At 53.6% G+C, this 14,427-nt stretch carries 13 protein-coding genes; 6 read left to right on the top strand and 7 right to left on the bottom strand.

The window, feature by feature from the left end:
- Genes ttdT through ttdA form a run of 3 tightly spaced genes read right to left on the bottom strand, consistent with a single transcriptional unit; the run spans window position 1 to window position 3,026 of the window.
- Window positions 1-1,464, bottom strand: coding sequence for an L-tartrate/succinate antiporter (ttdT, locus tag ACK8NJ_RS03255; RefSeq protein WP_220417937.1), 1,464 nt, complete (start codon window positions 1,462-1,464; stop codon window positions 1-3).
- Between the two features lie 48 nt (window positions 1,465-1,512).
- Complete coding sequence (gene ttdB / locus ACK8NJ_RS03260) at window positions 1,513-2,118, bottom strand: L(+)-tartrate dehydratase subunit beta (RefSeq protein WP_000722957.1); 606 nt, start codon at window positions 2,116-2,118, stop codon at window positions 1,513-1,515.
- The gene (gene ttdA / locus ACK8NJ_RS03265; protein WP_077519422.1) at window positions 2,115-3,026 is read right to left on the bottom strand and encodes a L(+)-tartrate dehydratase subunit alpha; all 912 of its coding nucleotides are present in this window, start codon (window positions 3,024-3,026) and stop codon (window positions 2,115-2,117) included. The genes ttdB and ttdA overlap by 4 nt, the downstream gene beginning before the upstream one ends.
- A 206-nt stretch (window positions 3,027-3,232) precedes the next feature.
- Between ttdA and ttdR the strand changes: the two genes are divergently transcribed.
- Window positions 3,233-4,165 (top strand): L-tartrate utilization transcriptional activator TtdR, encoded by a 933-nt coding sequence (gene ttdR, locus ACK8NJ_RS03270; RefSeq protein WP_000935209.1) that lies wholly within the window; start codon window positions 3,233-3,235, stop codon window positions 4,163-4,165.
- Window positions 4,166-4,177: 12 nt separating this feature from the next.
- On the opposite strand, the gene plsY is transcribed toward ttdR, so the two are convergent.
- A complete protein-coding gene (plsY, locus tag ACK8NJ_RS03275) occupies window positions 4,178-4,795 on the bottom strand; it encodes a glycerol-3-phosphate 1-O-acyltransferase PlsY (protein WP_001272796.1) in 618 nt (205 codons plus the stop codon).
- A 104-nt stretch (window positions 4,796-4,899) separates the two neighbouring features.
- On the opposite strand from plsY, the gene folB reads away from it, so the two are divergent.
- On the top strand, window positions 4,900-5,268 hold the full coding sequence (gene folB / locus ACK8NJ_RS03280) for a bifunctional dihydroneopterin aldolase/7,8-dihydroneopterin epimerase (RefSeq protein ID WP_001295541.1): 369 nt from the start codon (window positions 4,900-4,902) through the stop codon (window positions 5,266-5,268).
- 90 nt (window positions 5,269-5,358) lie between these two features.
- A complete protein-coding gene (bacA, locus tag ACK8NJ_RS03285; protein ID WP_001305111.1) occupies window positions 5,359-6,180 on the top strand; it encodes an undecaprenyl-diphosphate phosphatase in 822 nt (273 codons plus the stop codon).
- Between the two features lie 80 nt (window positions 6,181-6,260).
- Here bacA and cca read toward each other — a convergent pair whose 3' ends face one another.
- Together cca and ACK8NJ_RS03295 are read right to left on the bottom strand one after the other, a co-directional pair.
- Window positions 6,261-7,499 (bottom strand): fused tRNA nucleotidyltransferase/2',3'-cyclic phosphodiesterase/2' nucleotidase/phosphatase Cca, encoded by a 1,239-nt coding sequence (cca, locus tag ACK8NJ_RS03290; RefSeq protein WP_328117074.1) that lies wholly within the window; start codon window positions 7,497-7,499, stop codon window positions 6,261-6,263.
- 63 nt (window positions 7,500-7,562) lie between these two features.
- Window positions 7,563-8,183, bottom strand: a complete 621-nt coding sequence (locus ACK8NJ_RS03295; protein WP_001125331.1) for a TIGR04211 family SH3 domain-containing protein — start codon at window positions 8,181-8,183, stop codon at window positions 7,563-7,565.
- A gap of 241 nt (window positions 8,184-8,424) precedes the next feature.
- On the opposite strand from ACK8NJ_RS03295, the gene ygiF reads away from it, so the two are divergent.
- Genes ygiF through hldE form a run of 3 tightly spaced genes read left to right on the top strand, consistent with a single transcriptional unit; the run spans window position 8,425 to window position 14,070 of the window.
- Complete coding sequence (gene ygiF / locus ACK8NJ_RS03300; RefSeq protein WP_328117073.1) at window positions 8,425-9,726, top strand: inorganic triphosphatase; 1,302 nt, start codon at window positions 8,425-8,427, stop codon at window positions 9,724-9,726.
- Window positions 9,727-9,748: 22 nt separating this feature from the next.
- Complete coding sequence (gene glnE, locus ACK8NJ_RS03305; protein WP_328117072.1) at window positions 9,749-12,589, top strand: bifunctional [glutamate--ammonia ligase]-adenylyl-L-tyrosine phosphorylase/[glutamate--ammonia-ligase] adenylyltransferase; 2,841 nt, start codon at window positions 9,749-9,751, stop codon at window positions 12,587-12,589.
- A gap of 47 nt (window positions 12,590-12,636) precedes the next feature.
- On the top strand, window positions 12,637-14,070 hold the full coding sequence (hldE, locus tag ACK8NJ_RS03310) for a bifunctional D-glycero-beta-D-manno-heptose-7-phosphate kinase/D-glycero-beta-D-manno-heptose 1-phosphate adenylyltransferase HldE (RefSeq protein WP_000869187.1): 1,434 nt from the start codon (window positions 12,637-12,639) through the stop codon (window positions 14,068-14,070).
- Window positions 14,071-14,189: 119 nt separating this feature from the next.
- On the opposite strand, the gene ACK8NJ_RS03315 is transcribed toward hldE, so the two are convergent.
- The gene (locus ACK8NJ_RS03315) at window positions 14,190-14,249 is read right to left on the bottom strand and encodes a type I toxin-antitoxin system Ibs family toxin (RefSeq protein WP_100249717.1); all 60 of its coding nucleotides are present in this window, start codon (window positions 14,247-14,249) and stop codon (window positions 14,190-14,192) included.
- Between the last annotated feature and the right edge of the window lie 178 nt (window positions 14,250-14,427).

The following is a 14,427-nucleotide window of genomic DNA, read 5'->3' on the forward strand; positions in this document are numbered from 1 at the left end:
TTAAAGCAACACCACGGGCATCCACAGTAAGCCGGTAATCACCAGCAATACGAGGAATATCAGCCCAAAAATCGCCCCCAGTCGCCAGTAATCCGCCGTTGGCAGATAACCACTGCCGTAGTAAATCGGACTGGGGCCGGTGGCGTATGGTGTAAGAATGCTCCCCAGACCAATTGCCGCACCAACCATCAGGCAGAACACCGGCAGCGGGATTTCCGGCATCGCCAGCGCAGCGGCAATCATCATCGGCGCGAGAGCGGAGGTATACGCCGTGGCGCTGGCAAAGAAGTAGCGCAGCAGATAAAAGACCACAATCAACGCCACCATCACCATCGTTGGCGAATAACCGTTTAAGCTGCCTGCTAACAGTTTGCCAAACCAGCTAATAAAACCGGTGTTGTTGAGTCCGGTAGCGAGGGTGATAAGCGAGGCCAGCCAGAAGAAAACGTTCCACGCCGCTTTATTACTGACAATATCGTCCCAGCAGATAATGCGCAGAAGCAGCATCAGTGCCACCACGCTGTAACCGACCATCGCGGCATCGATATAATCACCGCCAAAAATCCACAGCACCAGTGCGCCTACCATCAGCCCCAGCATCCGTTTTTCACGCGAACAGAGCGGGCCCATTGCCTGCAGTTCCGTCTCTGCCCAGCGCGGCACCTGATCGCCAGACTTCAGTACCGGCGGGTACAGCACGTAAGCCAGCCAGGGAACCAGCAGAACCAGTAAAATACTGAGCGGCAACATCCCGAGGAACCAGTCGCCCCAACTCAGTGTGGCGTGAGATGCGCTTTTCATCAGGCCAATTAACAGCAAGTTAGGTGCCATCGCCGTCAGGAAAATGGCGCTGGTCACGCAGTCGGCAACAATCCCCATCCACATGATGTACGAGCCAATGCTGCGCGAACTGCTGTCGTTTGGTTGTGATTGATAGAGCGGTGGCAGGTTACGGATGATGGGATAGATAATCCCCGCACCGCGCGCCGAGTTGGACGGTGTTACAGGTGCCAGGATCAGCTCGGAGAACATCACCGCATAGCCGAGAAACAGCGTACGATGCCCCATCTTTTTCACCAGAATCAGCGCGATACGTCGCCCCAGCCCGGTTTTTTCATAGCCTGTGCCAAACATAAAGGCGGCGAAAATCAGCCAGATAACCGAATTAGAAAAACCAGAAACCGCCCACGAGAGGGATTTGGCGGTGAACTTAAAACCTGGTTGGGCGAGCTGCTCCGGGCTAAACAGCAGCCACGGCGAGAGAATGGCGATAATGGAGATACCCACCATCGCCACCACGGCACCCGGCACGGGTTCGAGGATCAGTCCAACGATCACGCCAGTAAAAACGGCAAAGTAGAGCCAGGTATGACTCTCCAGCCCTGCGGGAACCGGAATTAGAGCAATAATGGCGATGACCGCCAGCGGCGCAAGGTATCGCCACCATTCAGTGGAAGGTTTCATCGTGTTATGCCTGCGAAAAAGGAGAGGGGGTGAGCCTCTCCGGGAGGGTTATTTGATGTAGTGGACGTGCTCGCAAATCTCTTCCACGATGGGATCGCGGCGTTCGGCGAACAGCTTTTTGTTTTCGGCTATCAGGTTGTTGCCGTGGGTATCAATAGAGACAATCAGCGGACCGAACTCTTTGACCCGGCAGACCCACAGCGACTCCGGCATCCCGAGTTCTGTCCAGTGCACTTCTTCAATCTCTTCCACCTGGGTTGCCGCCAGTACTGCGCAGCCTGCCGGGAAAATCACATGTAGCGCCTTGAATTTCTGACAGCCTTCTTCGGTCAGCGGCCCCATTCCGCCTTTGCCGACCACCAGTTTCACGCCGGTCTGCTCGATAAATTCACGTTCAAAACTTTCCATACGCATACTGGTTGTCGGACCGACGGATACCATCTCCCATTTGTCGCCGTTTTTGCGCACGATGGGGCCAGCGTGGAAAATCGCTTTGCCGTTGAGATCGTAAGGGATCGGACGTTTCAGTTCGATCAAGCGGCGGTGACAAACGTCACGGCAGGTCACCAGCGTACCGGTCAGGTAGATCACATCGCCGACGCGAATATCTTGCAGATCTTCAGCTTTGATCGGGGTTGTCAGGATCTTTTTCATAACGCGCTCCGGGTGTGAGACAGATTTTCAAAGGAGAGATCGGCATGAACCAGCAGTGTGCCGCGACGATGCGCCCAGCAGCCTGTAGAAACAGCAACGCCGATGGTTGACGGATGGCGAGCGGCAGATTCGATATGTACGCCCATCACTGAACTGTTGCCAGTCAGCCCTTGTGGACCAATCCCCAGACGGTTGAGTCCTTCTTCCAGGCGTAGCTCCAGCTCTGCCGCTTTCGGATTGGGGTGGCGGCTGCCAATTGGGCGCAAAATGGCTTTACGTGAGAGCACAGCGGCGGTTTCCACCGAGGTGGCGATGCCCACGCCTACCAGTACCGGTGGACAGGCGTTTACGGCGAGGGTGGAGATATTTTCGAAGACGAATTTCACTACGCCTTCGTAGCCTTCCGACGGCATTAACACTTTCGAACGACCAGGCAACGTGCAGCCGCCGCCTGCCATGTAAACTTCGATTTCCGCATCGTCATTGTCGGGGATGATGTCCCAGGTGACCCACGGTACGCCGCTACCGGTATTTTTGCCGGTATTTACTTCGTCAAAAATTTCCACCGCGTTGTGGCGCAGTGGCGCTTTGACGGTTGCCTCTTCCACGGCTTGCTTAAGAATGCTTTGCAGCTCGCCAAGCAGTGGGAAGCGGGAACCGACTTTAACGAAGAACATAATCTCCCCGGTGTCCTGACAGGCAGGACGATTCAGGTCAATCGCTTTTTGCATGTTGTCGAACATCGTATGGTAGATAATTTTCCCCATCGACGACGTTTCGGCATTCTTTAGCTGTTTTAGTTTATCCACCACGTCATCAGGCATTCGGGTAGAAATCATGGCGGTAAAGTTAGCGACAATCTCTGTCAACTTATTCACTGCCTGTTGCTTATTACTTTCGCTCATCATGGCAACTCCAGTTTCTGTATTTGTCTGGAAAAATTTACCGTCACAAACTACCACTAAAAATGTGGTTTTATATTTTTTGCCACCGTGAATATGTAATTAACAGTTCGTGAATCAACGCGAAAATAAGAATGAATATTGCGCCAGAGCAGGGAATGGCAATGTTTTGCGAAATACACTGCGCTTATCACAACTGCGGATAATTAACGATGCTGAATAGCTGGCCTTTAGCCAAAGATTTGCAGGTACTGGTAGAAATCGTCCACAGCGGGAGTTTTAGCGCCGCAGCGGCGACGCTTGGGCAGACGCCTGCATTTGTCACCAAGCGGATCCAAATCCTTGAAAATACGCTGGCAACAACGCTGCTGAACCGCTCCGCTCGCGGCGTGGCGCTGACTGAAAGTGGCCAACGTTGTTACGAGCATGCGCTGGAAATCCTCACCCAATATCAGCGACTGGTCGATGACGTCACGCAAATCAAAACGCGCCCGGAGGGGATGATTCGTATTGGTTGCAGTTTTGGTTTTGGGCGCAGCCATATTGCGCCAGCCATTACCGAACTGATGCGCAATTATCCTGAGTTACAGGTGCATTTTGAATTGTTCGATCGGCAAATTGATTTAGTGCAGGATAATATTGATCTGGATATTCGTATTAATGACGAAATTCCTGATTATTATATTGCGCATCTGTTAACGAAAAATAAAAGAATATTATGCGCAGCACCTGAGTATCTGCAAAAATATCCGCAGCCACAATCCTTACAGGAATTAAGTCGTCATGATTGTCTGGTGACCAAAGAGCGCGATATGACCCACGGAATATGGGAGTTGGGGAACGGTCAGGAGAAAAAATCGGTGAAGGTAAGCGGGCATCTTTCCTCCAATAGCGGCGAGATAGTGTTGCAATGGGCGCTGGAGGGCAAAGGGATTATGCTGCGTTCTGAGTGGGATGTTTTACCGTTTCTGGAGAGTGGCAAACTGGTGCGAGTATTGCCGGAGTATGCACAAAGCGCCAATATCTGGGCTGTTTACCGGGAGCCGCTCTATCGCAGCATGAAATTACGTGTCTGCGTGGAATTTCTGGCGGCATGGTGCCAGCAACGGCTGGGCAAGCCCGACGAAGGCTATCAGGTTATGTAGACTCGCGAAAAATCACTCAGGATCCTTTTCGCGCTTTCTTTTGAATTTCGTCCAGATTTTTGTCTCTTGACGACGCCACAGACGCTGGATGTTGTCATGATGACGCAGCAGGATCAGGCAAGAGAGCATCGAAACCGGGAAGGTGAATTGTGGCTTAAACCACCAGACATAAAACGGAGCAATCAGTGCACTGACAATCGCTCCCAGCGACGAATATCCGCTCAATAGCACGGTCAGTAACCAGGTTCCCGCCATTACTCCGGTAAGATCCCAGCCAATTGGTGCGATGGCACCAAAAGCGGTAGCAACGCCTTTTCCTCCTTTAAAACCGAAGAAAACGGGCCAGATGTGTCCAAGACAGGCGGCGATGGCAATTAAGCCTAGCCAGAAGGGGCTGACACCTAATTCATACGCGCCCCAGACAGGCAACATTCCTTTCAGAACGTCGAAAATCAGTACTGCTACGGCTGCTCCCTTGCCACCGATACGTAACACATTGGTTGCGCCAGGATTGCCGGAGCCGCTGGTTCGCGGATCGGGCAGCCCACACAAGCGGCAAACCAGAATGGCACTGGAAATGGAGCCGCAGAGGTACGCGATGAGGATCATTCCAGGCGCGATTGCACTCATAAGCTGTTCCGTTTTGAAAATTCGTGTTCAACGATGAATCTGTGGATAATACGCACATTTCGCCGGAAGTGGTATCCGGTTAGCCAAAAAGCAGGCAGGACGTGATGGATATTGTATTTATAGAGCAACTTTCGGTAATCACCACCATTGGTGTTTACGACTGGGAACAGACCATCGAACAGAAGTTAGTGTTCGATATCGAAATGGCGTGGGATAACCGTAAAGCGGCGAAAAGTGATGATGTGGCGGATTGCCTCAGTTACGCTGACATTGCAGAAACGGTGGTCAGCCACGTCGAGGGGGCGCGTTTTGCGCTGGTGGAACGTGTGGCGGAAGAGGTGGCGGAGCTGCTGTTAGCACGCTTCAACTCGCCGTGGGTGCGTATCAAACTCAGCAAGCCAGGCGCAGTGGCGCGGGCGGCGAATGTTGGCGTCATCATTGAGCGTGGCAATAATCTGAAAGAAAATAATTAATTTTACAGCTGTTAAACCAAACGGTTATAACCTGGTCATACTGCAGTAGTTCGGACAAGCGTTACATTTTTATAATTTAGGGGTTTATTGATGAGCGATATGCACTCGCTGCTGATAGCGGCAATATTGGGTGTGGTCGAAGGATTGACAGAATTTCTGCCGGTATCCAGCACGGGCCATATGATTATTGTCGGTCACTTGTTGGGATTTGAGGGCGACACGGCGAAAACCTTTGAAGTCGTGATCCAGTTAGGATCAATTCTGGCAGTGGTTGTCATGTTCTGGCGACGTCTGTTTGGCCTTATTGGTATTCACTTTGGTCGCCCGTTGCAGCACGAAGGAGAAAGCAAAGGTCGTTTAACGCTGATCCACATTTTGCTGGGGATGATTCCGGCGGTGGTACTGGGGCTGTTGTTCCACGACACGATTAAGTCATTGTTTAACCCGATAAATGTGATGTATGCGCTGGTCGTTGGCGGTCTGTTGCTGATTGCCGCCGAATGCCTGAAACCAAAAGAACCGCGTGCGCCGGGTCTCGATGATATGACCTATCGTCAGGCGTTTATGATTGGTTGCTTCCAGTGTCTGGCGCTGTGGCCGGGTTTCTCTCGCTCCGGGGCGACCATTTCAGGTGGGATGCTGATGGGCGTGAGCCGTTACGCTGCTTCCGAGTTCTCGTTCCTGCTGGCGGTGCCGATGATGATGGGTGCAACGGCGCTCGATCTCTACAAAAGCTGGGGCTTCCTGACAACCGGCGATATCCCGATGTTTGCCGTTGGGTTTATCACCGCTTTTGTGGTGGCACTGATAGCGATTAAAACCTTCCTGCAATTGATTAAGCGCATTTCGTTTATCCCGTTCGCCATTTATCGCTTTATTGTGGCAGCTGCGGTGTATGTCGTGTTCTTTTGATTGAGGGATAGTGTCGGATATGACGCATGTGCGTCTTATCCGACCTGGACGGTGTTTGCAATATATTGAAATTCAAGTGCTTAATCAGGCTTTGGGCAACGTTGTTCCTTCCAACTGGCTACCGCCGCAATCCGCCGTCGGGTCAGCTCCTCGCGAATCTCCACACCTTTAAATCCCGCTTCAACGACGGCTTTTGTCGGCACTGACTGCGCCACTTCCCAGGCTTCGCGCAACCAGCGGCCTTGCGGGTAGTCCGCTGATTCAAAACCGGTTCTGCCGCGCACGTCAGCCTCGCTGGTCAGCGCCAGTTGCTCGACACGCTGCGGTTTACGCCAGGCGTCGATGGAATCAAACAATTTGACGATGGTTTTTGGGTTCAGCATTGGGAAGGTGTGGATGAGATCGTGAAACTCAGCCACCAGTCTGGCTAAATCGCGAATTTCATTTGGCACGCGCAGACGCTGACAGAGTTGTTCCACTAACTTAATACCCGCCGGGCCATGACCATGATGACGCGGCCAAAGTTCTGGCGGCGTGAGTCCTTTACCGAGATCGTGGCATAGCGTTGCGAAACGGACATCGACCTGCGGACTCAGAATCGCCGCCATTGAGAGCGTCATTAAGGTGTGAATACCGGTGTCGATTTCCGGATGCCACCTGGCAGGGGCTGGAACGCCAAACAGGGCGTCAATTTCCGGGAATAAAACGCGCAGTGCGCCGCAATCGCGCAGTACCTGGAAGAACACCTGGGGATTGCGGGTAGTGAGGGCGCTTTCCGTCTCTTTCCACACCCGTTCAGGCGTCAGGTGTTCCAGTTCACCCGCGTGGGTCATCTCGCGCATCAGCGCCAGAGTTTCATCGGCAATACGAAAACCGAGGTGGGCATAACGCGCAGCAAAACGCGCCACGCGCAGTACGCGTAACGGATCTTCGCCAAAAGCGGGGGAAACATGGCGCAACAGACGATTTTGCAGATCGCCCAGACCGTTGTACGGGTCGATAATCTCGCCGTTATCGTCCTGGGCCAGCGCATTAATGGTCAGATCGCGACGCTTAAGATCATCTTCCAGCGTGACATCCGGTGCGGCATAGCAGGTAAAACCGGTGTAACCGGAACCGGATTTCCGTTCGGTACGTGCCAGCGCATACTCTTCATGCGTTTGCGGATGCAGAAAAACAGGAAAATCGCGGCCTACCTGCTGGTAGCCCGCGTCGAGCATCTCCTGTGGCGTACTGCCGACTACCACCCAATCTCTGTCTTTGACCGGTAGCCCTAACAATGCATCCCGAACAGCACCACCGACCAGATAAATCTTCACGCCATCATCCCTTCGTCAAATACACAATTCCTAATAATAAGACAGTGCAACGAAGAAGGCGATTTAGTTCATCCAGCGATCTTTGCGTTTGCGGCTTGGGATCAGGTGCGGCAGTACCAGACCGAGCAGCAAGCCAAGCCCCAGCACGCCGCCGCCATACATAAACCACTGCATGATGATGGTGCGCTGTTTGTCATCCAGCTGTACGCTGGCGGCATCGACCTTTTTCTGTGCGACAATCAGCTCGTTTTTCAGTTTCTGATTTTCTTCTTTTAACCCGTTGATCACGCTGTCGCTCTGCGCCACTTTTTGCTGCATTTCTGCGGTGCGCTGATTCCAGGTGTTATCGATATTGGTGAGTTTATCGGTCAGGGTTTTGACCTGATTTTCCAGATCTGGCACACGGGAGCGCAGGCTTGGCTCAGTGCTAAGTTGTTTCAACGGGATCCAGGCGGTACGGCCAGAGCTGTCTTTCACCTGGGCATAATTGGTGTTGGCGTCAGTTTGTAATAAGGTCACTTCCTCGCCGGCGTTAACCGTGCCCACGAGGCGATAATGATCTCCCGGACCGCTACGGACCCAGGTATTCAGTTCATCAGAAACATAGCGCGTTTCTTCAGCGTGTGAGACGGCAGTGGCGCTAAGTGCGAGTAAAGTTAATCCGATCAGGCGTAATTTTGGCATCAGGCTGTCGTTATTGTCATGGAAAGTGGAACGATAGTAGTGGCATCAGTGTCGCTACGCAAAGCATTCGACATCAATCGGAATCCTCTGTGTCAGGTCTTGCCACTGCTTCAAACTTTTACGCCCGTCAAATTGCCCGTTGCATGGCAATTTGGCGCAAAATACTATCTACTGACAAAAAAGATCGCATTAAGTTCGCCGTTCATCGTCACTTATGTGACATAACCGATAAGTAAAGGCCATGGCTCAGGAAATCGAATTAAAGTTTATTGTTAATCACAGTGCCGTTGAGGCGTTGCGTGACCATCTCAATACGCTGGGCGGCGAGCACCATGACCCCGTGCAGTTGTTGAATATTTACTACGAAACGCCGGATAACTGGCTGCGTGGGCACGACATGGGCTTGCGTATTCGTGGCGAAAACGGTCGCTATGAGATGACCATGAAAGTTGCAGGAAGAGTGACAGGCGGCTTACACCAGCGCCCGGAATATAACGTGTCGTTGAGCGAACCGACGCTCGACCTGGCGCAGTTACCGACGGAAGTCTGGCCGAACGGCGAATTGCCTGCCGATCTCGCTTCCCGCGTACAACCGCTGTTCAGCACCGATTTTTATCGCGAAAAGTGGCTGGTAGAGGTTGATGGTAGCCAAATTGAAATCGCCCTCGACCAGGGGGAAGTGAAAGCGGGTGAATTTGCTGAACCTATCTGCGAGCTGGAACTGGAACTGCTTAGCGGCGACACGCGCGCGGTGCTGAAACTGGCGAACCAACTGGTATCGCAAACCGGATTACGCCAGGGCAGCCTGAGCAAAGCGGCGCGTGGCTATCATCTGGCGCAGGGCAATCCGGCGCGTGAAATCAAACCGACCACCATTTTGCATGTTGCGGCAAAAGCCGATGTGGAACAGGGGCTGGAAGCGGCGTTCGAGCTGGCGTTAGCGCAATGGCAGTATCATGAAGAACTGTGGGTACGCGGCAACGATGCGGCGAAAGAACAGGTGCTGGCAGCCATTGGCCTGGTCCGTCATACGCTGATGCTGTTCGGTGGCATTGTGCCGCGTAAAGCGAGCACTCACTTACGTGATTTATTGACTCAATGCGAAGCGACCATCGCTTCAGCGGTTTCTGCCGTGACGGCGGTCTACTCTACCGAAACGGCAATGGCGAAGCTGGCATTGACCGAATGGCTGGTAAGCAAAGCCTGGCAGCCGTTTTTAGATGCCAAAGCGCAGAGTAAAATGAGCGATTCCTTCAAACGCTTTGCCGATATCCATCTTTCCCGCCATGCCGCTGAACTGAAAAGCGTTTTCTGCCAGCCGTTGGGCGATCGCTACCGTGACCAGTTGCCACGCCTGACGCGTGATATTGACTCAATCCTGTTGCTGGCGGGTTACTACGATCCTGTCGTCGCGCAAGCCTGGCTGGAGAACTGGCAGGGGCTGCGTCACGCTATTGCGACCGGGCAACGCATCGAAATTGAACATTTCCGTAATGAGGCAAACAATCAGGAACCGTTCTGGTTGCACAGCGGAAAACGTTAATCAGGCAAGGATAAAATCGCTTATGAAGCCGCTCTCTTCACCGTTACAGCAGTACTGGCAGACCGTTGTTGAGCGGCTGCCAGAGCCTTTAGCCGAGGAATCACTTAGCGCACAGGCGAAGTCAGTACTTACTTTTAGTGATTTTGTGCAGGACAGCATAATTGCGCATCCAGAGTGGCTGACGGAACTGGAAAGCCAACCGCCGCAGGCCGACGAATGGCAGCATTACGCTGCCTGGTTGCAGGAGGCGCTCAGTAATGTGAGTGACGAAGCCGGGTTAATGCGTGAACTGCGGCTATTCCGGCGGCGCATTATGGTGCGCATTGCCTGGGCGCAAACGCTGGCACTGGTTACTGAAGAGAGCATATTGCAGCAGCTCAGCCATCTGGCGGAGACGCTGATTGTTGCGGCGCGTGACTGGCTGTATGACGCCTGCTGCCGCGAATGGGGAACGCCGTGCAATGCGCAGGGCGAAGCGCAACCGCTGCTGATTTTAGGCATGGGTAAGCTGGGCGGCGGGGAACTGAATTTCTCCTCTGATATCGATCTGATTTTTGCCTGGCCGGAACATGGTTGTACGCAGGGTGGACGCCGGGAACTGGATAACGCCCAGTTTTTTACCCGCATGGGGCAGCGGCTGATTAAAGTGCTGGATCAACCAACGCAGGATGGCTTCGTCTATCGCGTGGATATGCGGCTGCGTCCGTTTGGCGAAAGTGGCCCGCTGGTGCTGAGCTTTGCGGCGCTGGAAGATTATTACCAGGAGCAGGGGCGCGACTGGGAGCGTTACGCGATGGTTAAGGCGCGGATTATGGGCGATAGCGAAGGCGTCTATGCTAACGAGTTGCGTGCGATGCTGCGCCCGTTTGTTTTCCGTCGTTACATCGATTTCAGCGTGATTCAGTCGCTGCGCAACATGAAAGGGATGATTGCCCGCGAAGTGCGTCGACGCGGTTTGACCGACAACATCAAACTTGGCGCGGGTGGCATTCGTGAAATTGAATTTATTGTCCAGGTATTCCAGCTCATTCGCGGCGGGCGCGAACCATCGCTGCAATCGCGCTCTTTACTGCCAACGCTCAGCGCCATTGCCGCGCTGCATCTGCTTTCTGAAAACGATGCTGAACAATTGCGAGTGGCGTATCTGTTCCTGCGGCGTCTGGAAAACCTGCTGCAAAGTATTAACGACGAACAAACCCAGACGCTTCCTTCTGATGAGCTTAACCGTGCGCGGTTGGCGTGGGCGATGGACTTTGCTGACTGGCAGCAACTGACTGGGGCGCTGACCGGACATATGACCAATGTGCGCCGGGTGTTTAATGAATTGATTGGCGACGACGAAAGTGAAACTCAGGAAGAGTCGCTGTCGGAACAGTGGCGTGAGCTGTGGCAGGACGCGTTGCAGGAAGATGACACTACACCAGTGCTGGCGCATCTTAGCGAGGACGATCGCAAACAGGTGCTGACGCTGATTGCCGATTTTCGCAAAGAGCTGGATAAGCGTACCATCGGGCCGCGCGGGCGTCAGGTGCTCGACCATCTGATGCCGCATCTGCTAAGTGATGTCTGTGCGCGTGAAGACGCTGCTGTCACGCTGTCGCGCATTACCGCCTTGCTGGTGGGGATTGTTACTCGCACCACTTATCTTGAGCTGCTTAGTGAATTCCCTGCGGCGCTTAAACATTTGATTTCTCTGTGTGCTGCATCGCCGATGATTGCCAGCCAACTGGCGCGTTATCCATTATTGCTGGACGAACTGCTCGATCCAAACACTCTCTACCAACCGACGGCGACGGATGCCTACCGTGATGAACTGCGCCAGTATTTGCTGCGTGTGCCGGAAGATGACGAAGAACAACAGCTTGAGGCGCTGCGTCAGTTCAAACAGGCGCAACTGTTACGTATTGCGGCAGCGGATATCGCCGGTACGCTACCGGTAATGAAAGTGAGCGATCACTTAACCTGGCTGGCGGAGGCTATGATAGATGCCGTCGTTCAGCAGGCGTGGGTTCAAATGGTTGTCCGCTACGGTAAGCCAAATCACCTGAACGAACGCGAAGGGCGTGGTTTTGCGGTGGTCGGCTACGGCAAGCTGGGCGGCTGGGAGTTAGGCTACAGTTCCGATCTTGACCTGATCTTCCTCCATGATTGCCCAATGGATGCGATGACTGACGGCGAGCGGGAAATCGACGGGCGACAGTTTTATCTGCGTCTGGCGCAACGCATTATGCATCTGTTCAGTACGCGAACCTCTTCCGGCATTTTGTATGAAGTGGATGCACGGTTGCGTCCGTCCGGGGCGGCGGGAATGCTGGTGACATCCGCAGAAGCGTTTGCCGATTATCAGAAAAACGAGGCCTGGACGTGGGAACATCAGGCGCTGGTGCGTGCGCGTGTAGTGTACGGCGATCCGCAGCTCACCGCGCACTTTGACGCAGTACGCCGGGAGATTATGACGCTGCCGCGCGAAGGCAAAACCCTGCAAACAGAAGTGCGGGAAATGCGCGAGAAAATGCGCGCTCATCTCGGCAATAAACATCGCGATCGCTTTGATATCAAAGCCGATGAAGGCGGAATTACCGATATCGAATTTATTACCCAATATCTGGTGTTGCGCTACGCTCATGAAAAACCGAAGTTAACGCGCTGGTCAGACAACGTGCGTATTCTGGAGCTGCTGGCGCAAAACGACATTATGGAAGAGCAGGAAGCGATGGCGCTGACCCGTGCTTACACTACGCTGCGCGATGAACTTCATCATCTGGCATTACAGGAATTGCCGGGCCATGTGTCGGAGGATTGCTTCACCGCAGAGCGTGATCTGGTGCGGGCAAGCTGGCAGAAGTGGCTGGTGGAAGAATGAAGTATGGTATTATCGCGCGCAAATTTTGAATCTCTCAGGAGACAGGAATGAAAGTAACGCTGCCAGAGTTTGAACGTGCAGGAGTGATGGTGGTTGGTGATGTGATGCTGGATCGTTACTGGTACGGTCCCACCAGCCGTATCTCGCCGGAAGCGCCGGTGCCCGTGGTTAAAGTAAATACCATTGAAGAACGTCCGGGCGGCGCGGCTAACGTGGCGATGAATATCGCTTCTCTCGGTGCTAATGCACGCCTGGTCGGGTTGACGGGCATTGACGATGCGGCGCGCGCGCTGAGTAAATCTCTGGCCGACGTCAACGTCAAATGCGACTTCGTTTCTGTACCGACGCATCCGACCATCACCAAATTACGGGTACTTTCCCGCAACCAACAGCTGATCCGTCTGGATTTTGAAGAAGGTTTCGAAGGTGTTGATCCGCAGCCGCTGCACGAGCGGATTAATCAGGCGCTGAGTTCGATTGGCGCGCTGGTGCTCTCTGACTACGCGAAAGGTGCGCTGGCAAGCGTGCAGCAGATGATCCAACTGGCGCGTAAAGCGGGCGTTCCGGTGCTGATTGATCCAAAAGGCACCGATTTTGAGCGCTACCGCGGCGCTACGCTGCTGACGCCGAATCTCTCAGAATTTGAAGCTGTTGTCGGTAAATGTAAGACCGAAGAAGAGATTGTTGAGCGCGGCATGAAACTGATTGCCGATTACGAACTCTCGGCTCTGTTAGTGACCCGTTCCGAACAGGGTATGTCGCTGCTGCAACCGGGCAAAACGCCGCTGCATATGCCAACCCAGGCGCAGGAAGTGTATGACGTTACCGGTGCGGGCGACACGGTGATTGGCGTCCTGGCGGCAACGCTGGCTGCGGGTAATTCGCTGGAAGAAGCCTGCTTCTTTGCCAATGCGGCGGCAGGCGTGGTGGTCGGCAAACTGGGGACATCCACGGTTTCGCCGATCGAGCTGGAAAATGCAGTACGTGGACGTGCAGATACCGGCTTTGGTGTGATGACCGAAGAGGAACTGAAGCTTGCTGTAGCGGCGGCGCGTAAACGCGGTGAAAAAGTGGTGATGACCAACGGCGTCTTCGACATCCTGCACGCCGGGCACGTCTCCTATCTGGCAAATGCCCGCAAACTGGGTGACCGCCTGATTGTCGCTGTGAACAGCGATGCCTCCACCAAACGGCTGAAAGGGGATTCCCGCCCCGTTAACCCTCTCGAGCAGCGTATGATTGTGCTGGGTGCACTGGAAGCGGTCGACTGGGTGGTGTCGTTTGAAGAAGACACGCCGCAGCGCTTGATCGCCGGGATCTTGCCAGACCTGCTGGTGAAAGGCGGCGACTATAAACCAGAAGAGATTGCCGGGAGTAAAGAAGTCTGGGCCAACGGTGGCGAAGTGTTGGTGCTCAACTTTGAAGACGGTTGCTCGACGACCAACATCATCAAGAAGATCCAACAGGATAAAAAAGGCTAACCGGAAAGCGGTTCACAGATCTCGCTTCGAACCTGGCAGACCTATTGACGCTGTTTTTTTTTCAACCTAAAGTAAAGGAACAAGGGTGAGGGAGGATTTCTCCCCCCTCTGATTGGCTGTTAATAAGTGGCGAAACTTACAAGTAACAACACAATCAGTATGATGACGAGCTTCATCATAACCCTTTCCTTCTGTAAGGCCCCTTCCTCGGGAGGGGCTTTCCCGTTTCAGCCCTTTGCTGACTTCCCGATTGTTGATGAGCGTCAGACCCCGCGCAATGCTTTCCCAGAGGCAGTTTTGCCTTCCCCGAGCGGTCACGCAAAAGGCTGCAACGACCTGAGCATTTGCAGTTTTTTG

This window comes from Escherichia sp. F1 (assembly GCF_046764225.1).
Lineage (GTDB): Bacteria > Pseudomonadota > Gammaproteobacteria > Enterobacterales > Enterobacteriaceae > Escherichia > Escherichia coli.